Raw genomic sequence first — 26,964 nt, 5'->3', positions numbered from 1 at the left:
AAATTTTATATGTGAAGTTGAGGTAGGCCATGTCGACACCGGATAATCGCTCCGTAAATTTTTTTAGCTTATTTCGCCGGGGGCAGCACTACGCGAAGACGTGGCCGATGGAAAAACGGCTGGCGCCCGTTTTCGTCGAAAACCGCGTCATTCGTATGACGCGCTATGTCATACGATTTATGCCGCCTGTCGCCGTTTTTACATTATGCTGGCAGATAGCGCTGGGCGGTCAGTTAGGTCCGGCCGTGGCGACCGCCCTGTTCGCCCTGAGCTTGCCTATGCAGGGATTATGGTGGTTAGGGAAACGTTCCGTGACGCCGTTGCCGCCTTCAATCCTTAACTGGTTTTACGAAGTTCGCGGTAAATTGCAGGAGGCTGGACAAGCGCTGGCACCGGTAGAAGGAAAGCCGGATTACCAGGCATTAGCTGACACGCTTAAGCGCGCCTTCAAACAACTGGATAAAACTTTCCTGGATGATTTGTAATTGACCCCGGATTACGCATATAAAAGAAGGCATACCAATGCCTTCTTTTTTTCATCGCTATAGCGTGATACAGGAGTTCAAAATGGAAATGACCAACGCGCAACGTCTGATTTTGTCTAACCAGTACAAAATGATGACGATGCTCGATCCCACCAACGCCGAGCGTTACCGTCGCTTACAAACAATTATTGAACGCGGCTACGGCCTGCAGATGCGCGAGCTGGATCGCGAGTTTGGCGAGCTGACGGAAGAGACCTGTCGTACCATCATCGATATTATGGAGATGTACCATGCGCTGCACGTCTCCTGGACCAACCTCAAAGATACGCAAGCCATCGACGAACGTCGCGTCACCTTCCTGGGGTTTGACGCCGCGACGGAAGCGCGTTACCTCGGCTATGTCCGTTTTATGGTGAATATAGAAGGACGCTACACTCACTTTGACGCCGGGACGCACGGCTTTAATGCCCAGACGCCGATGTGGGAAAAATACCAGCGGATGTTGAATGTCTGGCATGCCTGCCCGCGTCAGTACCACCTGAGCGCGAATGAAATCAATCAAATCATTAATGCCTGAGGAGGCTCGCGTGCAGTGTAAAGGTTTTCTGTTTGATCTGGATGGAACGTTGGTTGACTCATTACCTGCCGTCGAACGCGCGTGGTGTAGCTGGGCCGATCGTTTTAACCTTGCTCATGATGAGGTGCTGGGCTTTATTCATGGCAAACAGGCGATCACCTCGTTGCGGCATTTTATGGCGGGTAAATCGGAGGCGGAAATTGCCGCTGAGTTTACGCGCCTGGAGCAAATAGAAGCCACTGAAACCGCAGGGATCACCGCGTTGCCGGGGGCAGTCGATTTACTCAATCACCTGAATAAAGCGGGCATTCCGTGGGCTATCGTCACCTCCGGTTCAATGCCGGTCGCGCGTGCGCGCCATCAGGTCGCGGGCCTTCCAGCGCCAGAGGTGTTTGTCACCGCCGAACGAGTCAAACGCGGCAAACCGGAGCCGGATGCGTATTTGCTGGGCGCACAACTGCTTGGCCTGGCCCCTCAGGAGTGCGTCGTAGTAGAAGATGCCCCGGCTGGCGTGCTGTCCGGGCTGGCTGCGGGCTGCCACGTCATTGCGGTCAATGCGCCGGCCGACACGCCGCGTCTGGCGGATGTTGATTTTGCGTTGGATAGCCTGACGCAATTATCGGTCGCTAAACAACCAAACGGCGATGTAGTGGTGTTAAGAAAGACCTGATCATGATATCGCCCCGCTTTGGCGGGGCATATTTATGGCAGAATCGCGTTATCTTCTCATCTGACAAGGATATGTTGTGAACGGTGAATTGATTTGGGTTCTCTCTTTACTGGCGATTGCCGTCGTGTTGTTTGCGACGGGCAAAGTACGTATGGATGCGGTGGCTTTATTCGTCATTGTTGCTTTTGTCCTTAGCGGTACCTTGACCCTTCCGGAAGCCTTCTCCGGCTTTAGCGATCCGAATGTCATTCTTATCGCCGCCTTATTTATTATTGGCGACGGCCTCGTGCGCACCGGCGTTGCGACGGTGGTCGGTACCTGGCTGGTTAAAATGGCGGGCAGCAGTGAAATCAAAATGCTGGTTTTACTGATGATCACCGTCGCCGGACTTGGCGCTTTCATGAGTTCAACCGGCGTGGTGGCGATTTTTATCCCCGTTGTTCTTAGCGTTTCTATGCATATGCAAACCTCGCCTTCGCGCCTGATGATGCCGCTGAGTTTTGCCGGGCTTATCAGCGGAATGATGACGCTGGTGGCGACGCCGCCGAACCTGGTGGTTAACAGTGAACTGCTGCGTGAAGGCCTGCACGGGTTCAACTTTTTTAGCGTGACGCCGCTGGGGATAGTGGTGTTGGCGCTCGGCATTGTTTATATGCTGGTGATGCGCTTCATGCTAAAAGGCGATGCGCCCGGACAACAGGCCGGTAAGCGGCGCACTTTCCGCGATCTTATCCGCGAGTACCGTCTGACGGGGCGCGCTCGTCGTCTGGCGATTCGCCCCGGTTCGCCGATGGTGGGACAGCGGCTGGACGACCTTAAATTGCGCGAACGTTACGGCGCCAATGTCATCGGCGTTGAACGCTGGCGGCGCTTTCGGCGGGTTATCGTCAATGTGAACGGCGTATCGGAGTTTCGCGCTCGCGACGTTCTGCTGATTGATATGTCGGCGGCGGAGGTCGACCTCAGAGAGTTCTGCGCCGAGCAACTGCTGGAACCTATGGTATTGCGTGGAGAATATTTTTCCGATCAGGCGTTGGATGTCGGGATGGCGGAAATTTCGCTTATTCCGGAGTCTGAACTGATTGGCAAGTCGGTGCGTGAAATCGCTTTCCGTACACGTTACGGGCTGAATGTGGTCGGCCTGAAACGCGACGGCGTCGCGCTGGAAGGGTCGCTGGCCGATGAGCCGTTATTGATGGGCGATATCATTCTGGTCGTGGGGAACTGGAAGTTAATCAGCCTGCTGGGGCAAAAAGGCCGCGACTTTGTGGTGCTGAATATGCCGGTCGAGGTCAGCGAAGCCTCTCCTGCGCACAGCCAGGCGCCGCACGCCATTTTCTGCCTGGTACTGATGGTGGCGCTGATGTTGACCGATGAAATTCCCAACCCGATCGCGGCGATTATCGCCTGCCTGCTGATGGGAAAATTTCGCTGTATTGATGCTGAAAGCGCGTATAAAGCGATCCACTGGCCGAGCATTATCTTGATTGTGGGTATGATGCCGTTTGCGCAGGCGTTGCAAAAAACCGGCGGCGTCTCTCTGGTCGTGCAAGGGTTAATGAATATCGGCGGCGGCTATGGGCCATATATGATGCTGGGATGCCTGTTCGTGCTGTGTGCTGTCATAGGACTGTTCATTTCTAACACGGCAACGGCGGTGCTGATGGCGCCGATTGCGCTGGCGGCGGCGAAATCGATGGGGGTGTCGCCCTATCCGTTTGCGATGGCGGTGGCGATGGCGGCATCCGCCGCCTTTATGACGCCGGTTTCATCGCCGGTCAATACTCTGGTTCTGGGGCCGGGAAACTATAGCTTTAGCGATTTTGTGAAGCTTGGCGTGCCGTTCACGCTTATTGTGATGGCGGTTTGTATTGTGATGATTCCGATGTTGTTTCCGTTTTAACCCAGGCTGGAAAAGGCCTGATGGCGCTGCGCTTATCAGGCCTACGGGTATCACGCTACGTCCAGGCCGGATAAGACGTTGACGTCGTCATCCGGCACAACCGTTTAAAGCGGTGAATCCTGGCTTATCTCGTCAAGAGAAAGATGGAAACTTGGTACGAACACCGCCATAAAATAGTCCATCTCCTGGCTGCGACGTAATTCCAGCGTTTTTTCCAGCCGCGTTTTTGCCAGTCCAAACTCATTGTTTCCCGCCGATAGCTCTTCCAGGCATTTCAGGTAGGCGCAAAGCGCATCGGCCTGTTTTACGATTGCCTGTTCTTCTTCGCTCCAGGCATTCTCATCAATAAGCGGTGCGAAAATATCGCGTAATTCATCCGGCGCCATATCAACCAGCTTTTGCTGGGCGATTTTTTCGATCGCTTTATATTCCTGGGCTATCTGGGAATTAAAATATTTTACCGGCGTCGGCAGATCGCCGGTCAGTACTTCCGAGGCATCATGATACATCGCCAGAAGCGCGATGCGTTCAGCATTGAGCTGACCGCCAAATTTACGGTTTTTTATCGCCGCCAACGCATGGGCGACCATCGCCACCTGCAGACTATGTTCGGAGACGTTTTCCGTACGCACGTTACGCATCAGCGGCCAGCGGTTAATCAACTTCATGCGGGAGAGATGGGCGAAAAAATGGCTCTGCTTCATAGATTACCTTTTGTTTTCACTGCGGCAGACTTCATTGTGCGGGGAGGGAGATGAAGATGCAATTCAGGCTACCGAAGTAGCCTGAATTTAAGATTATTGATGGTAACCTGAGAGGAAACGCCCAAAACGGTTGATGGCCATCTCCAGGTCATCTTCACGCGGTAGCGTCACAATGCGGAAGTGATCCGGCCACGGCCAGTTAAAGGCGGTACCTTGCACCAGCAGCACCTTTTCCTGTAGCAGGAAGTCCAGCACCATCTTCTGGTCGTCGTGAATATTAAAACGTTTAGCGTCGATCCTGGGGAACATGTACAACGCGCCGCGCGGTTTTACGCAGGAAACGCCGGGAATATCGTTAATCAACTCCCAGGCGCGGTTACGCTGTTCATACAGTCGACCGCCCGGCAGAATAAATTCGCTAATGCTTTGATAGCCGCCGAGCGCGGTCTGAATAGCATGTTGCGCCGGGACGTTAGCGCACAGGCGCATTGAGGCTAACATCTCCAGTCCTTCAATATAGCCCTTCGCATGTTTTTTCGGCCCGTTCAGCACCATCCAGCCCTGGCGGAAGCCGGCGACGCGATAGGTTTTAGACAAACCATTAAAGGTGATGGTCAGCAGATCAGGCGCCAGTGCAGCGATAGAGTGATGCTCGGCATCGTCATAGAGAATCTTGTCATAAATTTCATCGGCGAAGATGATGAGATTATGCTCGCGCGCAATGTTGACAATTTCCATCAACAATTCTTTAGAATAGACGGCGCCAGTAGGGTTGTTTGGATTAATAATGACAATACCACGCGTACGTGGGGTGATTTTGGCGCGGATATCGTCAAGGTCCGGGAACCAGTCGGAAGATTCATCGCAAAGATAATGTACCGCCTTGCCGCTGGAGAGCGATACCGCCGCTGTCCATAACGGATAATCGGGCGCGGGAACCAGCATTTCATCGCCACTGTTAAGCAACGCCTGCATCGCCTGAACGATCAGCTCGGAAACGCCGTTACCTATATAGATATCTTCCACGGTTACATCGCGCATTCCACGGGCCTGATAATGCTGCATAATCGCTTTACGGGCGGAATAAAGCCCTTTCGAGTCGCAATATCCTTGCGCCGTCGGCAAATTACGAATGACATCGACCAGAATTTCGTCCGGCGCTTCGAATCCGAAGGGGGCGGGGTTGCCGATATTCAGTTTAAGAACTTTATTACCTTCTTCCTCAAGGCGTTTCGCTTCTTTCAGAACGGGGCCACGAATGTCATAACAGACATTTTCGAGTTTGCTGGATTTTTCAATGGGGGACATGAATCTTGACCTTTTAGCTGTTATTGCCACTCCCTGCCGTGGAAGTCAGCACGAAACAATGTACTCCCACGACGGTGAGTTTTGAAGAGTGAACAGAAGAAGATTTTGTTTATTTTTAACGCGCTTTCGTACTGTTTAAAACTTCATAAAATCATTTGGTTAGATGTATTTTCTATTTTTGTCTTTATGTATAGTGTTTTGTTCTATGTGATTGCGCGTAATGTGGTTTTTTCTGTTGTCAGAAATTATCTGTTTTATGAGAGATAAGCATTCATCATTAGTGTCGCGTCGGCTATTTCGGAAATACTGAGTATTAAAGGTAAAATGAGAAGGTTAGACCTTTCCGGCGGCGGGGGGTGTGAAACTATTGTTAAGTATAATTAATGAATGGTAGAAATCTTAATTAATTATTATTTAATATTTAAAAAGCATTTACTAAAGTCGTAATAATATCTTTCTGGTCCGATTAGTATAACATATCCCAGGTTAAGATTATTCGTAATAATACTTATAAATATAGCGGTTTTAGGTTAAGATAATGATCCGAAACGGGGGCGTAGTCTGCGTTGTCTGCTAATTTTCATGACGCGATTTTATACATAACCTATTGTTCAATATATTGTTTTTGTATCTGTGCGTCTCGGTAAACTATTTGACGCTGTTACAAGATTTACACGTCCATCATTAGCAGAAATCTGTAGACGCCTAAAGGTATGACACATTCTCTTTGATATATCCCGATCAGTTGCATTTGGTATTATATCAGTAAGTAAGAGAAGTGTTTTGGTCGTATTTTCAATTACATTCTAACATTTACCTGGGTAACCAGGCGGTACTGCGAAGGATGCACATTACAAATGGAATTGCTTGTTTCTGAATGCACAGCATTAACCAGGTCAGCCCGATATGACCCGCCAGTAAGTGAAAAATTATGATAAATGCAAATCGTCCGATAATTAACCTCGATCTCGATCTGCTGAGAACGTTCGTGGCCGTTGCCGATCTGAACACCTTCGCCGCGGCGGCGGCGGCGGTATGTCGTACTCAGTCTGCGGTCAGTCAGCAAATGCAGCGTCTTGAGCAACTCGTGGGAAAGGAATTGTTCGCCCGCCATGGTCGTAACAAGCTTTTGACCGAACACGGTATCCAGCTTCTGGGGTACGCCAGAAAAATCCTGCGTTTTAATGATGAGGCGTGTTCATCATTAATGTTCAGTAATCTTCAGGGAGTGTTAACAATTGGCGCTTCTGATGAATCAGCTGATACTATCCTGCCTTTTTTGCTTAGCCGAATCAGCTCGGTTTATCCGAAACTCGCGCTTGATGTACGGGTAAAACGCAACGCCTATATGGTGGACATGGTTAAATCGCAGGAAGTAGATTTGGTGGTGACGACTAACCAACCTAATTCGCTGGACTGTTTGAATTTGCGGACCTCGCCCACCCATTGGTATTGTGCGGCTGAGTATGTTTTGCAAAGGGGAGAGCCCGTACCATTAGTCCTGCTGGACGATCCCAGCCCATTCCGCGATATGGTGCTGGAGACGCTAAATGCAGCGGGTATTCCCTGGCGGCTGGCCTATGTGGCGTCTACATTACCGGCGGTACGCGCGGCCGTTAAAGCCGGTCTTGGCGTAACGGCTCGACCTGTCGAAATGATGAGTCCCGACCTTCGCGTGCTGGGCGCCGCAGACGGATTACCGCCTTTGCCGGATACGGAATATCTGTTGTGCCGCGATCCCAATAGCCAGAACGAGCTGGCGATGGTGATTTTCCATGCGATGGAAAGCTATCAAAACCCATGGCATTACAACCAGTTTTCTGCAGAGGGCGGAGATGATCCGCTGATGGTGGAAGGGGGTTTTGAGTAGCTCGCAGGCAAAAGGCGCTAAGTCGTAAATGTAAAAAAGAGCCGCTGGCGATGAAAAAACGCTCAGTGGCTCTTTTTTTGTGCCCATCTGTACGCGCTTAACCGCACAAATTGTAAAAGTTGCGGTAAATCAGCCAGTAGCGATTCGCAGTTCAATGTGGGTAAAAAATAACCAGAACATCCATTTTATGAATTTGCATGTTAAAAAACTAGAGAAATTGTTGCTGTTTTAGGGGGTGAATTAACAAAAGCGTGTCACAGATCAAGAAAATACTCCCATTTAGGGGGAGGCATCTTCACAAATTCCTGTCAAAATAGGTGTGTGTTATTTCTTTTGCTTCACAACGGACACGATTCAACAACATAAAATCCCCCCTGGCCGAAGAGTCATTTTCTCCAGGATGGCACTTAATGTTAATGTTGATGAATTGATGTAAATTAATGTGAAGGAACTTTTGTTAAAGTTGACAAAAGGTTATAGAAAGGAGTAAAAAACCACATCAATTAGCTGTTTTTATCATTTTCTACAGTAATTGTAGGGTTTTTTTTATTCCTCCCCATGAATCGATGTGGCGCCCATCTGCCGTAAAGAGCAGAGAAACTGGCGCTACTTTTGATGAGTAAGCAATGAGTATGTCAACATCCACTGAAGTCATCGCTCATCACTGGGCATTCGCTATCTTTCTTATCGTTGCCATTGGCCTGTGCTGCCTGATGCTGGTAGGCGGTTGGTTTTTGGGCGGTCGCGCACGCGCGAGGCACAAGAACGTTCCGTTTGAATCAGGTATCGACTCGGTCGGCACCGCCCGCTTACGCCTGTCTGCCAAGTTTTACCTGGTAGCCATGTTCTTCGTTATCTTCGACGTTGAAGCGCTGTATCTGTTCGCATGGTCAACTTCTATCCGCGAAAGCGGCTGGGTTGGCTTTGTGGAAGCTGCAATTTTTATTTTTGTGTTACTGGCTGGTCTGGTTTATCTGGCGCGTATTGGCGCGTTGGACTGGACGCCCGCGCGTTCACGCCGCGAGCGTATGAACCCGGAAACGAACAGTATCGCTAATCGTCAACGCTAACCGCGAGGCATTAAGATGGATTATACGCTCACCCGCATAGATCCTAACGGTGAGAATGACCGTTACCCCCTGCAAAAACAGGAGATCGTAACCGACCCCCTGGAGCAGGAAGTTAACAAAAACGTGTTCATGGGCAAACTGCATGACATGGTTAACTGGGGCCGTAAAAACTCAATTTGGCCCTACAACTTCGGCCTTTCTTGCTGCTATGTAGAGATGGTGACCTCTTTTACCGCAGTGCATGACGTTGCCCGTTTCGGCGCGGAAGTGCTGCGTGCGTCGCCACGTCAGGCTGACCTGATGGTGGTGGCCGGTACCTGCTTTACCAAAATGGCCCCGGTTATTCAGCGTCTGTATGACCAAATGCTGGAGCCAAAATGGGTCATTTCTATGGGCGCCTGCGCCAACTCTGGCGGCATGTACGATATTTATTCGGTAGTGCAGGGCGTTGATAAGTTCATCCCGGTGGATGTGTATATCCCTGGCTGTCCGCCGCGTCCGGAAGCGTATATGCAGGCGTTGATGCTGCTGCAAGAATCGATTGGCAAAGAGCGCCGTCCGCTCTCATGGGTGGTGGGCGATCAGGGCGTGTATCGCGCCAATATGCAGCCAGAACGCGAACGTAAACGCGGCGAGCGTATTGCCGTCACGAACCTGCGTACCCCGGACGAGATTTAATTTGCGCCTGTCGGCAGCAGCACTTCACTTCGCTAACCACTATTTTAATAGCGCGAAGCACTGCCGACCACCACGGACCATTTGCAATGGTGAACAATATGACCGACTTAACCGCGCAAGACGCTGCATGGAGTACCCGCGATCATCTTGATGATCCGGTTATCGGCGAACTGCGCAACCGTTTTGGGCCGGATGCCTTTACCGTTCAGGCGACCCGCACCGGTATCCCCGTTGTTTGGGTCAAGCGTGAACAACTACTGGAGGTTGGCGATTTCTTAAAGAAACTGCCGAAACCTTACGTCATGCTGTTTGACTTACACGGCATGGATGAACGCCTGCGTACGCACCGTGACGGGTTACCCGCCGCGGATTTTTCCGTTTTCTACCACCTGATTTCCATTGAGCGTAATCGCGATATCATGCTCAAGGTGGCGTTGTCTGAAAACGACCTGCGCGTGCCGACCTTCACTAAACTTTTCCCTAACGCCAACTGGTACGAGCGTGAGACCTGGGAGATGTTTGGTATTGATATCGAAGGCCACCCGCACCTGACGCGCATCATGATGCCGCAAACCTGGGAAGGCCATCCGCTGCGTAAAGATTATCCGGCGCGCGCGACCGAATTCGACCCGTTTGAGCTGACCAAAGCCAAGCAGGATCTGGAAATGGAAGCGCTGACCTTTAAGCCGGAAGATTGGGGGATGAAGCGCGGGACTGACAACGAGGACTTTATGTTCCTCAACCTCGGCCCGAACCACCCGTCTGCGCACGGTGCGTTTCGTATTATCCTGCAACTTGACGGTGAAGAAATCGTCGACTGCGTGCCGGATATCGGCTATCACCACCGCGGCGCCGAAAAAATGGGCGAGCGCCAGTCCTGGCATAGCTACATTCCCTATACCGACCGTATCGAATACCTCGGTGGTTGCGTCAATGAAATGCCGTACGTGCTGGCGGTAGAAAAGTTGGCAGGGATCACCGTCCCGGATCGGGTGAACGTCATCCGCGTGATGCTCTCCGAACTGTTCCGCATTAACAGTCATCTGCTGTACATCTCGACCTTTATTCAGGACGTCGGCGCGATGACGCCGGTCTTCTTTGCCTTTACCGACCGGCAGAAAATTTATGACCTGGTGGAAGCCATTACCGGTTTCCGTATGCACCCGGCCTGGTTCCGTATCGGCGGCGTCGCGCACGACTTGCCGCGCGGTTGGGATCGCCTGCTGCGAGAGTTCCTTGAGTGGATGCCGAAGCGTCTGGATTCTTACGAGAAAGCCGCGCTGCGTAACACTATTCTGAAAGGGCGTTCGCAGGGCGTTGCCGCTTACGGCGCGAAAGAGGCGCTGGAGTGGGGCACCACCGGCGCAGGGCTGCGCGCGACCGGGATCGACTTCGACGTACGTAAATGGCGTCCATACTCTGGCTACGAAAACTTTGACTTTGAAGTGCCGGTGGGCGGCGGCGTTTCCGACTGCTATACCCGCGTGATGCTGAAAGTGGAAGAGCTGCGCCAGAGTCTGCGCATTCTTCAGCAGTGCCTCGATAACATGCCGGAAGGGCCGTTCAAAGCGGATCACCCGCTGACCACGCCGCCGCCGAAAGAGCGCACGCTGCAACATATCGAAACCCTGATCACCCACTTCCTGCAGGTCTCCTGGGGCCCGGTGATGCCGGCGCAGGAGTCCTTCCAGATGGTGGAAGCGACGAAGGGGATTAACAGTTACTACCTGACCAGCGACGGCAGCACTATGAGCTACCGTACCCGCGTGCGCACGCCGAGCTTTGCGCACCTGCAGCAGATTCCCTCGGCGATCCGCGGTAGCCTGGTCTCCGACCTGATTGTCTATCTGGGTAGTATCGATTTTGTTATGTCAGATGTGGACCGCTAATTATGCACGAGAATCAACAACCACAAACCGAGGCTTTTGAGCTGAGTGCGGCAGAGCGTGAAGCGATAGAGCACGAGAAGCACCACTACGAAGACCCGCGTGCGGCGTCCATTGAAGCGCTGAAAATCGTTCAGAAGCAGCGTGGCTGGGTGCCGGACGGCGCGATCTACGCTATTGCCGATGTGCTGGGTATTCCAGCGAGCGACGTCGAAGGCGTCGCCACATTCTACAGCCAGATCTTCCGTCAGCCGGTCGGTCGCCACGTGATTCGCTACTGCGACAGCGTGGTGTGCCATATCACCGGCTATCAGGGGATTCAGGCCGCGCTGGAAAAAAATCTCAACATCAAACCGGGGCAGACGACCTTTGATGGTCGCTTTACGCTGCTGCCGACCTGCTGCCTGGGGAATTGCGATAAAGGGCCGAACATGATGATTGATGAGGATACTCACAGCCATCTGACCCCGGAAGCCATTCCTGAACTACTGGAGCGGTATAAATGAAAAACGTTATCCGTACTCCCGAAACCCATCCGCTGACCTGGCGTCTGCGCGATGACAAACAGCCGGTCTGGCTGGATGAATATCGTAGCAAAAACGGCTACGAAGGCGCGCGTAAGGCGCTGACAGGCCTGTCTCCGGATGAAATCGTCAGCCAGGTAAAAGACGCCGGTCTGAAAGGGCGCGGCGGCGCGGGCTTTTCCACCGGTCTGAAGTGGAGCCTGATGCCGAAAGATGAATCCATGAACATCCGTTACCTGCTGTGTAACGCCGATGAAATGGAGCCGGGCACCTATAAAGACCGTCTGCTGATGGAACAACTGCCGCACCTGCTGGTGGAAGGCATGCTGATCTCCGCGTTCGCGCTGAAAGCGTATCGTGGTTACATCTTCCTGCGTGGAGAATATATCGAAGCGGCTGTACATCTGCGCCGTGCGATTGCTGAAGCAACCGAGGCCGGGCTGCTTGGCAAAAATATCATGGGCACCGGGTTCGACTTTGAACTGTTCGTGCACACCGGGGCAGGGCGTTACATCTGTGGTGAAGAAACGGCGCTGATTAACTCCCTCGAAGGCCGCCGCGCGAACCCGCGCTCCAAGCCGCCCTTCCCGGCGACCTCCGGCGTATGGGGCAAGCCGACCTGTGTGAACAACGTCGAAACGTTGTGCAACGTCCCGGCAATCCTCGCCAACGGCGTGGAGTGGTACCAGAACATTTCGAAAAGCAAAGATGCGGGTACCAAGCTGATGGGCTTCTCAGGCCGCGTGAAGAATCCGGGCCTGTGGGAATTACCGTTCGGCACCACCGCGCGCGAGATCCTCGAAGACTACGCGGGCGGTATGCGCGATGGCCTGAAATTCAAAGCCTGGCAGCCGGGCGGGGCGGGAACCGACTTCCTGACCGAGGCGCATCTTGACCTGCCGATGGAGTTCGAAAGCATCGGTAAAGCAGGCAGCCGTCTGGGCACCGCGCTGGCGATGGCGGTAGACCACGAAATCGGCATGGTATCGCTGGTGCGTAACCTGGAAGAGTTCTTTGCCCGCGAATCCTGCGGCTGGTGTACGCCATGCCGCGACGGGTTGCCGTGGAGCGTGAAAATTCTGCGCGCGCTGGAGCGTGGCGAAGGCCAGCCGGGGGATATCGAGACACTTGAGCAACTGTGTCGTTTCCTCGGACCGGGTAAAACCTTCTGCGCGCATGCGCCGGGCGCGGTTGAGCCACTGCAAAGCGCAATTAAGTATTTCCGCGACGAATTCGAAGCTGGCATCAAGCAGCCGTTCAGCAATACCCATTTAATCAATGGTATTCAGCCGAACCTGCTCAAAGATCGCTGGTGAGTTAACGATTTTTAATTTGGAAGCATGCTAATGGCTACGATTCATGTAGACGGCAAAGAATACGAGGTCAACGGCGCGGACAACCTGCTACAGGCATGTCTGTCCCTGGGCCTTGATATTCCGTATTTTTGCTGGCACCCGGCGCTGGGAAGCGTCGGTGCTTGCCGCCAGTGTGCGGTGAAGCAATACCAAAACGCGGAAGATACGCGTGGTCGCCTGGTGATGTCCTGTATGACGCCAGCCACCGACGGTACCTTTATCTCTATTGACGACGAAGAAGCGAAACAGTTCCGTGAAAGCGTGGTGGAGTGGCTGATGACTAACCACCCGCACGACTGTCCGGTCTGTGAAGAGGGCGGTAACTGCCATCTTCAGGATATGACCGTGATGACGGGGCACAGTTTCCGTCGCTACCGTTTCACCAAACGTACCCACCGCAACCAGGATCTGGGGCCGTTCATCTCTCACGAAATGAACCGCTGCATCGCCTGTTACCGTTGTGTGCGTTACTACAAAGATTATGCCGACGGCACCGATCTGGGCGTCTATGGCGCGCATGACAACGTCTACTTCGGGCGTCCGGAAGACGGTACGCTGGAAAGCGAATTCTCCGGTAACCTGGTCGAGATTTGCCCGACCGGCGTCTTCACCGATAAAACGCACTCCGAGCGTTACAACCGTAAATGGGACATGCAGTTTGCGCCGAGCATCTGCCAGCAGTGTTCCATCGGTTGTAACATCAGCCCGGGCGAGCGCTATGGCGAATTACGCCGTATCGAAAACCGTTACAACGGTACCGTTAACCACTACTTCCTCTGCGACCGCGGTCGTTTCGGCTATGGCTATGTGAACCTGAAAGACCGTCCGCGTCAGCCGGTTCAGCGCCGCGGCGATGACTTTATTACTCTCAACGCCGAGCAGGCGATGCAGGGCGCGGCGGATATTCTGCGCCAGTCGAAGAAAGTGATCGGTATCGGTTCGCCACGCGCCAGCATTGAGAGCAACTTTGCGCTGCGTGAGCTGGTTGGTGCGGAAAACTTCTACACCGGTATCGCGCGCGGCGAGCAGGAACGTCTGCAACTGGCGCTGAAAGTGTTGCGTGAAGGCGGAATTTACACCCCGGCGCTGCGGGAGATCGAATCTTATGACGCGGTACTGGTCTTGGGCGAAGACGTTACCCAGACCGGCGCGCGCGTTGCGCTGGCGGTACGTCAGGCGGTGAAAGGTAAAGCGCGTGAAATGGCGGCGGCGCAGAAAGTGGCCGACTGGCAGATTGCGGCCATCCTTAACATCGGCCAGCGTGCCAAACATCCGCTGTTCGTGACCAACGTGGACGACACCCGTCTGGATGATATCGCCGCCTGGACCTATCGCGCGCCGGTGGAAGATCAGGCGCGCCTGGGCTTTGCGATTGCTCATGCGCTGGACAATACAGCGCCTGCGGTTGACGGTATCGACAGCGACTTACAAAACAAAATTGATGTCATTGTGCAGGCGTTGGCCGGCGCGAAAAAACCGCTGATTATCTCCGGCACTAACGCCGGTAGCAGTGAGGTGATTCAGGCGGCCGCCAACGTGGCGAAAGCGCTGAAAGGCCGTGGCGCCGACGTCGGTATTACTATGATTGCCCGCTCCGTGAACAGCATGGGGCTGGGTATGATGGGCGGCGGTTCGCTTGACGATGCGTTGGGCGAGCTGGAAACCGGCAACGCGGACGCGGTGGTGGTGCTGGAAAACGATCTCCACCGTCATGCAAGCGCTACGCGCGTGAACGCCGCGCTCGCCAAAGCGCCGCTGGTGATGGTGGTTGACCATCAGCGCACGGCGATTATGGAAAACGCGCATCTGGTGCTTTCCGCGGCAAGCTTCGCCGAAAGCGATGGTACGGTCATCAACAACGAAGGCCGCGCGCAGCGCTTCTTCCAGGTTTATGATCCGGCCTACTACGATAACAAGACGATTATGCTGGAAAGCTGGCGCTGGCTGCATTCGCTGCACAGCACCGTCGAAAACCGCGAAGTGGACTGGACTCAGCTTGACCACGTGATCGACGCGGTCATTGCCGCCATGCCGCAATTTGCCGGCATTAAGGACGCCGCGCCGGATGCGACCTTCCGCATTCGTGGGCAGAAGCTGGCGCGCGAACCGCATCGTTACAGCGGTCGTACGGCGATGCGCGCCAATATCAGCGTGCATGAACCACGTCAGCCGCAGGATAAAGACACCATGTTCGCCTTCTCGATGGAAGGGAATAACCAACCGACTGCCCCGCGATCTGAAATTCCGTTCGCCTGGGCGCCGGGCTGGAACTCCCCGCAGGCGTGGAACAAATTCCAGGATGAAGTGGGCGGCAAACTGCGTCACGGCGATCCGGGCGTGCGTTTGATTGAAGCGACTGAGGGCGGTCTGGATTATTTCACTACCGTGCCGGCAAGCTTCCAGGCGCAGGACGGTCAGTGGCGTATTGCGCCGTATTACCACCTGTTTGGCAGCGACGAATTGTCTCAGCGTTCTCCGGTCTTCCAGAGCCGTATGCCGCAGCCGTATATCAAACTTAACCCGGCGGATGCCGCGAAATTGGGCGTCAATGCCGGGACGCGCGTCTCCTTTAGCTACGATGGCAATACGGTGACGCTGCCGGTTGAAATCTCTGAAGGGTTAGCGGCAGGGCAGGTAGGGCTGCCGATGGGTATGCCTGGCATCGCGCCGGTTCTGGCTGGCGCGCGTCTTGAGGATCTGCGGGAGGCGCAACAATGAGTTGGATTACACCGGATCTGATTGAGATCCTGCTGAGCATTCTCAAAGCGGTGGTGATTCTGCTGGTGGTCGTCACCTGCGGGGCCTTCATGAGCTTTGGCGAACGTCGTCTGCTGGGTCTGTTCCAGAACCGTTATGGACCAAACCGCGTTGGCTGGGGCGGCTCGCTCCAGCTGGTCGCGGATATGATCAAGATGTTCTTTAAAGAAGACTGGATCCCGAAATTCTCGGATCGCGTCATCTTTACCCTGGCGCCGATGATCGCGTTTACTTCGCTGCTGCTCTCCTTCGCCATTGTGCCGGTTAGCCCTAACTGGGTGGTGGCCGATTTAAACATCGGGATTTTGTTCTTCCTGATGATGGCTGGTCTGGCAGTTTACGCGGTGCTGTTCGCCGGTTGGTCGAGCAACAACAAATACTCGCTGCTGGGCGCGATGCGCGCGTCTGCCCAGACGGTGAGCTACGAAGTGTTCCTTGGTCTTTCCCTGATGGGCGTGGTGGCGCAGGCCGGTTCATTTAATATGACCGATATCGTCAATAACCAGGCGCATCTGTGGAACGTGATTCCGCAATTCTTTGGGTTTGTTACTTTCGCCATCGCGGGCGTAGCGGTCTGTCACCGTCACCCGTTTGACCAGCCGGAAGCCGAGCAGGAACTGGCGGACGGTTACCACATCGAATATTCCGGGATGAAATTCGGTCTGTTCTTCGTGGGGGAGTACATCGGCATCGTCACCGTTTCCGCGCTGATGGTAACGTTGTTCTTCGGTGGCTGGCATGGCCCGTTCTTACCGCCATTCGTCTGGTTCGCGCTGAAAACCGCGTTCTTCATGATGATGTTCATTTTGATTCGTGCGTCGTTACCGCGTCCGCGTTATGACCAGGTAATGTCCTTCGGCTGGAAAGTTTGCCTGCCGCTGACGCTCATCAACTTGCTGGTAACGGCGGCTGTCATTCTGTGGCAGGCGCAATAAGGGACACAAAGACCATGACCTTAAAAGAATTATTAGTAGGTTTCGGCACTCAGGTACGCAGTATCTGGATGATCGGCCTGCATGCGTTCGACAAACGCGAAACGCGGATGTATCCGGAAGAGCCGGTCTATTTACCGCCCCGTTACCGTGGCCGTATCGTGCTCACGCGCGACCCGGACGGTGAAGAGCGCTGCGTTGCCTGTAACCTGTGTGCGGTAGCCTGTCCGGTAGGCTGTATCTCTCTGCAAAAAGCGGAGACCAAAGATGGCCGCTGGTATCCGGAATTTTTCCGCATTAACTTCTCACGCTGCATCTTCTGCGGCCTGTGCGAAGAAGCGTGCCCGACCACGGCGATTCAGTTGACCCCGGACTTCGAACTGGGCGAATACAAACGTCAGGATCTGGTGTACGAAAAAGAGGATCTGCTGATTTCCGGTCCGGGCAAATACCCGGAATATAACTTCTACCGGATGGCGGGTATGGCAATCGACGGCAAAGATAAAGGCGAAGCAGAGAACGAAGCCAAGCCTATCGACGTCAAGAGCCTGTTACCGTAAGGAGAGGGCAATGGAATTCGCTTTTTATATCTGTGGCCTGATAGCCATCCTCGCGACCCTGCGAGTGATCACCCATACCAATCCGGTACACGCGCTGTTGTATCTGGTGATATCGCTATTGGCGATTTCCGGGGTGTTCTTTTCGCTGGGCGCTTATTTTGCCGGTGCGCTGGAAATTATCGTCTACGCAGGCGCCATCATGGTGCTGTTTGTGTTCGTGGTGATGATGCTCAACCTCGGCGGCAGCGAAATCGAACAGGAACGCCAGTGGCTGAAGCCGCAGGTGTGGATTGGTCCGGCGGTTTTGTCGGCCATTATGCTGGCGGTCATTGTGTACGCCATTCTGGGCGTTAACGACCAGGGCATCGACGGCACGCCGATTAGCGCGAAAGCGGTGGGCATTACGCTGTTCGGGCCTTATGTTCTGGCGGTCGAACTGGCGTCGATGCTGCTGCTGGCAGGCCTGGTGGTGGCGTTCCACGTCGGTCGTGAAGAGCGTGCGGGCGAAGTGCTAAGCAACCGCGCCGATGACCGCGCGAAAAGAAAAACGGAGGAGCGCGCATGATCCCCTTAACACACGGACTGATCCTCGCTGCGATTTTATTCGTCCTGGGTTTAACCGGTCTGGTTATCCGCCGCAATCTGCTGTTTATGCTGATCGGGCTGGAAATCATGATTAATGCCTCCGCGCTGGCCTTTGTGGTCGCCGGGAGCTACTGGGGCCAGACCGATGGTCAGGTGATGTACATTCTCGCCATCAGCCTTGCGGCTGCGGAAGCGAGTATTGGACTTGCGCTGTTGCTGCAACTCCATCGCCGTCGCCAGAACCTGAACATCGATTCAGTAAGTGAGATGCGTGGATGAACATGCTTGCCTTAACCATTATTCTGCCATTGATTGGCTTTGTATTGCTGGCGTTCTCTCGCGGACGCTGGTCGGAAAATCTCTCCGCGACCATTGGCGTGGGCTCCGTTGGTCTGGCGGCGTTGGTGACAGCGTTTGTCGGGATGGATTTCTTCGCCAACGGCAAACAGGCGTTCAGCCAGCCGCTGTGGACGTGGATGTCGGTCGGTAACTTCAACATCGGTTTTAACCTGGTGCTGGACGGCCTGTCGCTGACCATGCTCTCTGTGGTCACCGGCGTCGGCTTCCTGATCCACATGTTCGCGTCCTGGTACATGCGTGGAGAAGAGGGTTACTCCCGCTTCTTCGCTTATACCAACCTGTTTATCGCCAGCATGGTTGTTCTGGTGCTGTCCGATAACCTGCTGTTGATGTACCTCGGCTGGGAAGGCGTGGGCCTGTGCTCTTATCTGTTGATCGGCTTCTATTACAGCGATCCGAAGAATGGCGCAGCGGCAATGAAAGCCTTCGTGGTGACCCGTGTCGGTGACGTATTCCTCGCCTTCGCGCTGTTCATCCTCTACAACGAACTGGGCACGCTGAACTTCCGCGAAATGGTCGAGCTGGCGCCAGCGCACTTTGCTGACGGCAACAACATGCTGATGTGGGCGACGCTGATGCTGCTGGGCGGCGCGGTCGGTAAATCTGCGCAGCTACCGTTGCAGACCTGGCTTGCCGACGCGATGGCCGGCCCGACGCCGGTCTCCGCGCTGATCCACGCCGCGACGATGGTTACCGCCGGTGTCTACCTGATCGCTCGTACCCATGGTTTGTTCCTGATGACGCCGGAAATTCTGCATCTGGTGGGCATTATCGGGGCGATTACGCTGGTCATGGCGGGTTTCGCCGCGCTGGTGCAGACCGACATCAAACGCGTGCTGGCCTATTCCACCATGAGCCAGATTGGCTACATGTTCCTGGCGCTGGGCGTACAGGCGTGGGATGCGGCGATTTTCCACCTGATGACGCACGCCTTCTTTAAAGCGCTGCTGTTCCTGGCCTCCGGCTCGGTAATTCTGGCCTGCCATCACGAACAGAACATCTTTAAGATGGGCGGTCTGCGTAAGTCCATTCCGCTGGTGTATGCCTGCTTCCTGGTGGGGGGCGCGGCGCTGTCGGCGCTGCCGCTGGTCACTGCAGGCTTCTTCAGTAAGGATGAGATCCTGGCTGGCGCGATGGCGAACGGTCATATCAATCTGATGGTGGCGGGTCTGGTCGGCGCGTTCATGACCTCGCTGTACACCTTCCGGATGATTTTCATCGTATTCCACGGTAAAGAACAAATTCATGCTCATGCAGGGAAGGGGATTACCCACCATCTGCCGCTGATTGTCCTGATGCTTCTGTCTACCTTTGTTGGCGCGCTGATTGTGCCGCCGCTGCAGGGAGTATTGCCTGCAACGACTGAACTTGAGCATGGTCGCGTCATGACGCTGGAAATTACCTCCGGCATCGTAGCGATTGCGGGCATCCTGATCGCTGCGTGGCTGTGGCTGGGTAAACGTACGCTTGTTACGTCGATCGCCAACAGCGCGCCGGGCCGTCTGCTGGGGACCTGGTGGTATAACGCCTGGGGCTTTGACTGGCTGTACGACAAAGTGTTCGTTAAGCCGTTCCTGGGCATTGCCTGGCTGCTGAAGCGCGACCCGCTTAATGCGTTGATGAACATTCCGGCTATCCTTTCCCGTTTTGCAGGCAAAGGCCTGGTACTGAGCGAGAACGGTTATTTGCGCTGGTATGTGGCATCAATGAGCATTGGCGCGGTTGTGGTGCTGGCGCTGCTGATGGTACTGCGTTGATCGTAAAGTGAATTTTATCCAAATTCGTTGAAAATCAGGCCTCTGTCAGAGGCCTTAAAAAGGAATAAAAATCGCCATGTTACTACCCTGGCTAATATTGATTCCCTTTATCGGCGGCTTTCTGTGCTGGCAGACCGAACGCTTTGGCGTGAAGGTGCCGCGCTGGATAGCGCTGATTACCATGGGGCTGACGCTGGCGCTCGGTCTGCAATTGTGGTTGCAGGGCGGCTACTCACTGACGCAATCCGCCGGTATTCCGCAGTGGCAATCTGAATTTGTCCTGCCGTGGATCCCGCGTTTTGGCATCTCTATCCATCTGGCGCTCGACGGACTGTCGCTGCTAATGGTGGTGCTGACCGGCCTGCTCGGCGTTCTGGCGGTGCTTTGCTCCTGGCGAGAAATCGAAAAATATCAGGGCTTCTTCCACCTGAACCTGATGTGGATCTTAGGCGGCGTTATCGGCGTGTTCCTGGCCATCGACATGTTCCTGTTCTTCTTCTTCTGGGAAATGATGCTGGTGCCGATGTACTTCCTGATAGCGCTGTGGGGCCACAAAGCTTCTGACGGGAAAACGCGTATCACGGCGGCGACCAAGTTCTTCATCTACACCCAGGCGAGTGGTCTGGTGATGTTGATTGCCATCCTGGCGCTGGTCTTTGTGCACTATAAAGCGACCGGCGTGTGGACCTTCAACTATGAAGAGCTGCTGAACACGCCGATGTCCCACGGTGTGGAATATCTGCTGATGCTGGGCTTCTTCATCGCCTTCGCGGTGAAAATGCCGGTGGTGCCGCTGCATGGCTGGCTGCCGGATGCGCACTCCCAGGCGCCGACCGCCGGTTCCGTCGACCTGGCCGGTATCTTGCTGAAAACCGCCGCTTACGGTCTGCTGCGTTTCTCCCTGCCATTGTTCCCGAACGCGTCGGCGGAGTTTGCGCCGATCGCTATGTGGCTTGGCGTTATCGGCATTTTCTACGGCGCGTGGATGGCCTTTACCCAATACGACATCAAGCGCCTGATTGCCTATACCTCCGTTTCCCACATGGGCTTCGTGCTGATCGCTATCTACACCGGCAGCCAACTGGCTTACCAGGGGGCGGTGATCCAGATGATCGCGCACGGTCTCTCCGCGGCCGGTCTGTTCATTCTGTGTGGTCAGTTGTACGAGCGCCTGCATACCCGCGACATGCGTATGATGGGCGGCCTGTGGGGCAAGATGAAGTGGTTGCCTGCGCTGTCCATGTTCTTTGCGGTGGCGACGCTCGGTATGCCGGGCACCGGTAACTTTGTCGGCGAATTTATGATTCTGTTCGGCAGCTACCAGGTGGTGCCGATGATTACCGTGATCTCCACCTTTGGGCTGGTATTCGCCTCTGTATACTCGCTGGCGATGCTGCATCGCGCTTACTTCGGTAAAGCGAAGAGCCAGATTGCCAGCCAGGAACTGCCAGGGATGTCGCTGCGCGAGCTGTTTATCATTCTGTTGCTGGTGGTGCTTCTGGTACTGCTTGGCTTCTATCCGCAGCCGATTCTGGATACCTCGCATTCTGCGATGAGCAACATCCAGCAGTGGTTTGTTAATTCCGTTACTACTACAAGGCCGTAAATCGCCATGACAATAACTCCACAACACCTGATTGCGCTGCTACCGCTGCTGATCGTCGGCTTGACGGTGGTGGTTGTGATGCTCTCCATTGCGTGGCGACGCAATCACTTCCTCAATGCCACGCTGTCGGTCATTGGGCTTAACGCTGCTCTGGTTTCGCTTTGGTTTGTCGGCCAGGCCGGGGCAATGGACGTCACGCCGCTGATGCGCGTTGACGGCTTTGCGATGCTCTACACCGGGCTGGTGCTGCTGGCGAGCCTCGCCACCTGTACCTTTGCCTACCCGTGGCTGGAAGGCTATAACGATAACCAGGAAGAGTTCTACCTGCTGGTGTTAATCGCCAGCCTGGGGGGAATTCTGCTGGCGAACGCCAACCACCTGGCGGCGCTGTTCCTTGGTATTGAACTGATCTCGCTGCCGCTGTTCGGCCTGATTGGTTATGCTTTCCGCCAGAAACGCTCGCTGGAAGCCAGTATCAAATACACCATCCTCTCCGCCGCCGCCTCGTCTTTCCTGCTGTTCGGGATGGCGCTGGTGTACGCGCAGTCCGGCAACCTGTCTTTCGAAGCGCTCGGTAAGAGCCTCGGCGATGGTATGCTGCACGAGCCGTTGCTGCTGGCGGGCTTTGGCCTGATGATTGTCGGTCTGGGCTTTAAACTCTCTCTGGTGCCGTTCCACCTGTGGACGCCAGACGTTTATCAGGGCGCGCCTGCGCCGGTTTCCACCTTCCTGGCGACGGCGAGCAAAATCGCTATCTTCGGCGTGGTGATGCGTCTGTTCCTCTATGCGCCGGTAGGCGACAGCGAAGCGGTACGCGTGGTGCTGGGCATTATCGCCTTTGCCTCTATCATCTTCGGTAACCTGATGGCGCTGAGCCAGACCAACATCAAACGTCTGCTCGGTTACTCTTCTATCTCTCACCTCGGCTATCTGCTGGTGGCGCTGATTGCCCTGCAGAGCGGCGAGATGTCGATGGAAGCGGTTGGCGTTTATCTGGCCGGTTATCTGTTCAGCAGCCTCGGCGCGTTTGGCGTGGTCAGCCTGATGTCCAGCCCGTTCCGCGGCCCGGACGCGGATTCTCTGTACTCTTACCGTGGTCTGTTCTGGCACCGTCCGGTTCTTGCCGCGGTAATGACGGTGATGATGCTGTCGCTGGCAGGTATCCCGATGACGCTGGGCTTTATCGGCAAATTCTACGTGTTGGCGGTCGGCGTTCAGGCCAGCCTGTGGTGGCTGGTCGCCGCCGTGGTAGTGGGTTCCGCGATTGGTTTGTACTACTACCTGCGTGTTGCGGTGAGTCTCTACCTGCACGCGCCGCAGCAACCGGGACGCGACGCGCCGACAAACTGGCAGTACAGCGCAGGCGGTATCGTGGTGCTGATCTCCGCGTTGCTGGTGTTGGTACTGGGCGTCTGGCCGCAGCCGCTGATTAGCCTTGTGCAACTGGCGATGCCGCTGATGTAATGCCGCGTTGATGATGTCAATAACCGCCGATTTATCGGCGGTTGAGGCTGATGACCAACACCGGAGCCTCTAAATGTTGGATTGCATCCAACTTATGAAAACCTGTGACGCATAGAGACCATAGACTCGTTGGGTGAGGCGTAGCCGAAACCCAACACTTTTCCAACGAACACAGAACCAGATGCCGGATAAGGCGTAGCCGCCATCCGGCATCAACGTTGTATTCTCCTTTGTCAGCCATCCGACAGCGCCGCCAGGCGCTATTATATTCACACCTCCTCTATATTCCCCATGAATAATAGATCGAAGCGATAAAATTCAAAACCAGTCAGCTTTGTTAATATAATTTGCAGTAATGTTATTTTGATTTATTTAATTTACATGAATCCAAACGGTAGAATTACTAATTATTACCGCAACCTCTAAGTGCATATAATCGTTAAATAAATTTATTTACACACCATGTCATGCTAATGTTCATTTATAAAATTTAATAAAATGACAAATTCCGATTTATTATGTCGTAAACGTTACTCCGATATAGCCGGGTTTTGTGCTGCTCCACGGAGGTAAACAAAAAGGACAAAAAGAAAATAAGGACATAGTAAGTGAACAAAACCTACAATATTATATGGAACGCCGCCCGCGGCATGTATATTGTCACCTCCGAACTGGCGCGCAGTGGTAGCCGCGCTATCGTCAGCGTCAGCGCCTCGTGCGCGGTAACTCTGCTGGCGATGGATGCTGCCCCCGCCGTCGCAGAGGAAACGCGAGTTTCCATTCCCTCCCAGACCACCACCTACACCCTGTCAGGCGCTACGCCGTTCGTCGTGGAAACGGGCAATACCGTCGCCACCGACACAGCGGCCAGCGCCGCCATCGTCGGCGATAACAGCAACGACTGGGATCTGCTGATTGAAAGCGGCGCTGTCGTGGGGAGCAGCCTGACCGACAGCCAGGCGATGAACCTGGATTCGTTAACGGGCGCCACCAGCGTACATAACCAGGGGACGATCACCGGTTCCAACGAAGATGGAACGATATTGCTTCAAAATGGCGGCAGCGTGATCAACGACGCCCGGATCGAAAACAGCGCAACGTATGAGCATGATCCTGAGGATATCCCCCAGGAATATGCCGGCGTTTATATGCTCAATGGCGGCAGTTACGTCAGCAGCGAAAGCGGGGTGCTGGAGGGAGTTTCCGGGGTGATAGTCCAGAGCGGCGAGGCCCACATCACCAACGGCGGGATGATTAACTCCGACGGCTCCTGGCGCTCTTATGGCGTCGAGTTTCGCGACGGTACTTACGGTACGATTGTCAATACCGGCACCATTATCACCACGGCCAGCGATGGTTCAAACAAGATCGAGGATGCGGCGATTTATGTCCACACCCTGAATGATATGGCGGTGAGTGGTTCTGTTTCTGTTGATAATAGCGGCCTTATGCAGTCTGATTTTATTACCGTTGCGCTCTATCACGGTTCTCATTTTGAAGTGGTCAACCGTGTCGGCGGGGTGATCACGGCGGGAAACAGCAGCCTCGTCGGCATCAAGTCCACCGCCATGGAACTTAAAGTGGGCGTCGACAACCTCGTCACCAATGACGGCACGATTTCCGCATATGGCACCGCCAATACTTACGGCATCCATTATGGCGAAAGTACCTCCGGCGGCGTTATCACCAATACCGGCTCCATTACCACCACGGGCGGCGGCGCGGGAGACGCCAGCGTCTATGTCCACGGCAACGGCGACGGCACCATCGTTAATAACAGCGGAACCATGAGTTCCAGCGTCTATGGCGTTTATCTCGACTCGGCACGTTCCAAAGGCCATACGCTCAATAACCAGGCCGGGGGCGCAATCTCGGCCAACACGGCGGTGGCGATTAATGGCAACGGCAATACCATCACCAACCAGGGGAAGATGACCGGCGTAAGCGACGGCCTCCTTATCAGCGGCAATAACAATATCGTCACCACCTCAGGCGGTGAAATTTCAGGCAAAAATGGTATCCGCGTCAGTAAAGGCAGCGGCAACCAGATCACGGCCAAAAGTGGAAGTAAGATTACCGCCACCAGTACCGGCATCAGTATCGCGAGCGGCAATAACCAGGTCACGACTGAAAGCGGAAGCGCTATCGTCGCCAAAGACAACGGCATTCTGATTAACAGCGGCGCCAACAACGTCACCAATGGCGGCAGCATCACGGCGACCGGCTCCAGTAACTCTTACGGCATCCAGTACAATAGCGGCGCCAGCGGCACTATCACCAACACCGGCACCATTACCACAACGGGTAAAGGCGTCGGGGACGCGAGCGTCTATGCCCACGGCGGCGCTGTCACGATTAACAACAGCGGCACGATGGACTCCTCGGTATTCGGCGTCTACGTCACCACGGGCCACACGCTCAATAACCTGGCGGGCGGCTCCATCACGGCAAATACCGCCGTTCAGCTCAACGGCAATAACAATACGCTCGCTAATGCGGGAGCAATCCTGGGCGACACCAATGGCGTAACCATTAGCGGCTCCGGCAACACCCTGACCAGTCAGGGCAAAATAACCGGCGGAACCAACGCCGTTCTCATCAATAGCGGCAGCAAGAACAACACTATCACCCTCAATACCGGTACGGAGATATCCGGCAGCATTACCGACGACAACAATAGCGCCAGCGCCAACAATAATCTGATTCTGGATGGGGAGGGTACGCTGGGCAGCAGCATCAGCGGCCTGAACAGCGTGACCAGCAGCGGCGACTGGACGCTGTCGGGCGCGACGATGAACCTCTCGGGAACAACCAACAGCGCGCTTTGGGTAAAATCCGGCACGCTGATACTGAACGGCGCGATGACCGCCAAAGGCGCGACCGTCGATAGCGGCACGACGCTGCAGATTGGCAACGGCGGCACGCTGGGCGCGTTTAACGGCGACATCGTTGACAACGGCACGCTGACGTTTAACCGCAGCGATGCCGCCGCCTACGGCAGCGTCATAAGCGGCAGCGGCAACGTGGTAAAACAGGGCGGCGGCGAGCTGACGCTCAGTAACAACAACAGCTACAGCGGCGGCACCACCATTGCAGAGGGAACGCTGACCGCCACCGCTGGCGGCGCGCTGGGCAGCGGCAATATCGACAACCGTGCTTACCTCAAACTGGACGCGGCAAGCGCCAGCGATCCCTTTATCGTGGCGGATCTCACCACCCACAGCGGCGCCACCGTTGAAATCGGCGCGGGCAGCACGCTACAGGCCAATACCCTGACCCAGCAGGACGGCAGCACGCTAACGGCCGATTTGACGGCGACCAGCGGCCCCGCCATCCGCGCAAAAAACGTTAATCTGGACGGCACGCTGAATGTCGCCTCGCCCGCCAGCCAGGAGCCGATACGCAGCACCGACGATCTGATCTCCCTGGCGCTTATCGAATCGGACAACGCCATTAGCGGCGATTTTGACGGCATCACAATCAATGGCAACGCCATGAACCCGGACGCGTTCATTACCGTCGTGGGGCAGAAAAACGTCAATGACACACACTATGATCTGGTCGAGACGTTGACGTGGTATGCCGATCGCTACAACGCCGCCATCGACGCCCACGGCACCTTCAACCTGGCGGATGCCGACGACAGCTTTACGGTCAACACGGTGCTGGAAAATGTTGACGCCAACAGCGGCTGGAACGGCCAGTCGCTTACCAAAACCGGCGCAGGCACGCTGATCCTGAATGCGGAAAACACCTATACCGGCGGCACGCTCATCAGCGACGGCACGCTGGTCGCCAGCAACGTTGAGGCGCTGGGTACCGGCGACATTACCGACAACGCCGTGCTGGAACTGAACACCGGCGGTGATTTTGACAACGCCATCAGCGGCAGCGGCCAGGTGGTGAAATCCGG

22 protein-coding genes are annotated in these 26,964 nt (G+C 54.8%); 20 read left to right on the top strand and 2 right to left on the bottom strand.

Annotation, left to right across the window (positions count from 1 at the left end; translation table 11 throughout):
* Nucleotides 1-29 precede the first annotated feature (29 nt).
* The 4 genes from yfbV to NBA72_RS17940 all read left to right on the top strand — a co-directional run bounded on the left by yfbV (nt 30) and on the right by NBA72_RS17940 (nt 3,635).
* Nucleotides 30-485 carry a terminus macrodomain insulation protein YfbV gene (gene yfbV, locus NBA72_RS17955; protein ID WP_042948969.1) on the top strand — a complete coding sequence of 152 codons (456 nt, stop codon included), beginning with the start codon at nt 30-32 and terminating at the stop codon, nt 483-485.
* Nucleotides 486-567: 82 nt separating this feature from the next.
* Nucleotides 568-1,062 carry a YfbU family protein gene (locus tag NBA72_RS17950; protein WP_000426135.1) on the top strand — a complete coding sequence of 165 codons (495 nt, stop codon included), beginning with the start codon at nt 568-570 and terminating at the stop codon, nt 1,060-1,062.
* Nucleotides 1,055-1,732, top strand: coding sequence for a sugar phosphatase (locus tag NBA72_RS17945; protein ID WP_001555201.1), 678 nt, complete (start codon nt 1,055-1,057; stop codon nt 1,730-1,732). Before NBA72_RS17950 ends, NBA72_RS17945 begins: the two co-directional genes overlap by 8 nt.
* A 76-nt stretch (nt 1,733-1,808) precedes the next feature.
* Nucleotides 1,809-3,635 carry an SLC13 family permease gene (locus NBA72_RS17940; RefSeq protein ID WP_001012857.1) on the top strand — a complete coding sequence of 609 codons (1,827 nt, stop codon included), beginning with the start codon at nt 1,809-1,811 and terminating at the stop codon, nt 3,633-3,635.
* Nucleotides 3,636-3,739: 104 nt separating this feature from the next.
* Here the strand turns inward: NBA72_RS17940 and yfbR are convergent, their stop codons facing one another.
* Both yfbR and alaA read right to left on the bottom strand, forming a co-directional pair.
* Nucleotides 3,740-4,339 carry a 5'-deoxynucleotidase gene (gene yfbR, locus NBA72_RS17935; protein ID WP_000813882.1) on the bottom strand — a complete coding sequence of 200 codons (600 nt, stop codon included), beginning with the start codon at nt 4,337-4,339 and terminating at the stop codon, nt 3,740-3,742.
* A gap of 93 nt (nt 4,340-4,432) precedes the next feature.
* A complete protein-coding gene (alaA, locus tag NBA72_RS17930) occupies nt 4,433-5,647 on the bottom strand; it encodes an alanine transaminase AlaA (protein WP_000074540.1) in 1,215 nt (404 codons plus the stop codon).
* A gap of 931 nt (nt 5,648-6,578) precedes the next feature.
* Between alaA and lrhA the strand changes: the two genes are divergently transcribed.
* From lrhA to NBA72_RS17850, 16 genes are all read left to right on the top strand, one after another.
* A complete protein-coding gene (gene lrhA, locus NBA72_RS17925) occupies nt 6,579-7,517 on the top strand; it encodes a transcriptional regulator LrhA (RefSeq protein WP_023136804.1) in 939 nt (312 codons plus the stop codon).
* Nucleotides 7,518-7,596: 79 nt separating this feature from the next.
* Entirely contained in the window at nt 7,597-7,749 is a 153-nt protein-coding gene (locus NBA72_RS17920; RefSeq protein ID WP_001121022.1) for an STM2329 family putative cytoplasmic protein, read from the top strand.
* A gap of 394 nt (nt 7,750-8,143) precedes the next feature.
* A complete protein-coding gene (gene nuoA / locus NBA72_RS17915) occupies nt 8,144-8,587 on the top strand; it encodes an NADH-quinone oxidoreductase subunit NuoA (protein ID WP_000062993.1) in 444 nt (147 codons plus the stop codon).
* A gap of 15 nt (nt 8,588-8,602) precedes the next feature.
* Nucleotides 8,603-9,265 (top strand): NADH-quinone oxidoreductase subunit NuoB, encoded by a 663-nt coding sequence (gene nuoB, locus NBA72_RS17910; RefSeq protein ID WP_000386728.1) that lies wholly within the window; start codon nt 8,603-8,605, stop codon nt 9,263-9,265.
* Between the two features lie 86 nt (nt 9,266-9,351).
* On the top strand, nt 9,352-11,154 hold the full coding sequence (gene nuoC, locus NBA72_RS17905; RefSeq protein WP_000247855.1) for an NADH-quinone oxidoreductase subunit C/D: 1,803 nt from the start codon (nt 9,352-9,354) through the stop codon (nt 11,152-11,154).
* Between the two features lie 2 nt (nt 11,155-11,156).
* Entirely contained in the window at nt 11,157-11,657 is a 501-nt protein-coding gene (gene nuoE, locus NBA72_RS17900) for an NADH-quinone oxidoreductase subunit NuoE (RefSeq protein ID WP_000545038.1), read from the top strand.
* Nucleotides 11,654-12,991, top strand: coding sequence for an NADH-quinone oxidoreductase subunit NuoF (gene nuoF, locus NBA72_RS17895; protein WP_042948967.1), 1,338 nt, complete (start codon nt 11,654-11,656; stop codon nt 12,989-12,991). Before nuoE ends, nuoF begins: the two co-directional genes overlap by 4 nt.
* A 30-nt stretch (nt 12,992-13,021) precedes the next feature.
* Nucleotides 13,022-15,748, top strand: a complete 2,727-nt coding sequence (nuoG, locus tag NBA72_RS17890) for an NADH-quinone oxidoreductase subunit NuoG (RefSeq protein ID WP_001728014.1) — start codon at nt 13,022-13,024, stop codon at nt 15,746-15,748.
* Nucleotides 15,745-16,722, top strand: coding sequence for an NADH-quinone oxidoreductase subunit NuoH (nuoH, locus tag NBA72_RS17885; RefSeq protein ID WP_000118515.1), 978 nt, complete (start codon nt 15,745-15,747; stop codon nt 16,720-16,722). The genes nuoG and nuoH overlap by 4 nt, the downstream gene beginning before the upstream one ends.
* Nucleotides 16,723-16,736: 14 nt before the next feature.
* The gene (gene nuoI / locus NBA72_RS17880; RefSeq protein WP_042948966.1) at nt 16,737-17,279 is read left to right on the top strand and encodes an NADH-quinone oxidoreductase subunit NuoI; all 543 of its coding nucleotides are present in this window, start codon (nt 16,737-16,739) and stop codon (nt 17,277-17,279) included.
* Nucleotides 17,280-17,289: 10 nt separating this feature from the next.
* Nucleotides 17,290-17,844, top strand: coding sequence for an NADH-quinone oxidoreductase subunit J (nuoJ, locus tag NBA72_RS17875; protein WP_000393522.1), 555 nt, complete (start codon nt 17,290-17,292; stop codon nt 17,842-17,844).
* On the top strand, nt 17,841-18,143 hold the full coding sequence (gene nuoK, locus NBA72_RS17870) for an NADH-quinone oxidoreductase subunit NuoK (RefSeq protein WP_000612687.1): 303 nt from the start codon (nt 17,841-17,843) through the stop codon (nt 18,141-18,143). The genes nuoJ and nuoK overlap by 4 nt, the downstream gene beginning before the upstream one ends.
* The gene (gene nuoL, locus NBA72_RS17865; protein WP_042948965.1) at nt 18,140-19,981 is read left to right on the top strand and encodes an NADH-quinone oxidoreductase subunit L; all 1,842 of its coding nucleotides are present in this window, start codon (nt 18,140-18,142) and stop codon (nt 19,979-19,981) included. The genes nuoK and nuoL overlap by 4 nt, the downstream gene beginning before the upstream one ends.
* Nucleotides 19,982-20,057: 76 nt before the next feature.
* Nucleotides 20,058-21,587 carry an NADH-quinone oxidoreductase subunit M gene (nuoM, locus tag NBA72_RS17860; RefSeq protein ID WP_023138690.1) on the top strand — a complete coding sequence of 510 codons (1,530 nt, stop codon included), beginning with the start codon at nt 20,058-20,060 and terminating at the stop codon, nt 21,585-21,587.
* 6 nt (nt 21,588-21,593) lie between these two features.
* Nucleotides 21,594-23,051, top strand: coding sequence for an NADH-quinone oxidoreductase subunit NuoN (gene nuoN / locus NBA72_RS17855; RefSeq protein ID WP_000156667.1), 1,458 nt, complete (start codon nt 21,594-21,596; stop codon nt 23,049-23,051).
* 608 nt (nt 23,052-23,659) lie between these two features.
* Nucleotides 23,660-26,964: autotransporter-associated beta strand repeat-containing protein (locus NBA72_RS17850; protein ID WP_439006042.1), on the top strand; the 3,305-nt coding region annotated here is incomplete at its 3' end.

The sequence above is a fragment of the Salmonella sp. NW1250 genome (genome assembly GCF_051812965.1).
GTDB lineage: Bacteria > Pseudomonadota > Gammaproteobacteria > Enterobacterales > Enterobacteriaceae > Salmonella > Salmonella enterica.
Note: the sequence above shows the minus strand (reverse complement) of the source record. Positions and strands in the feature narration are given on the sequence as shown.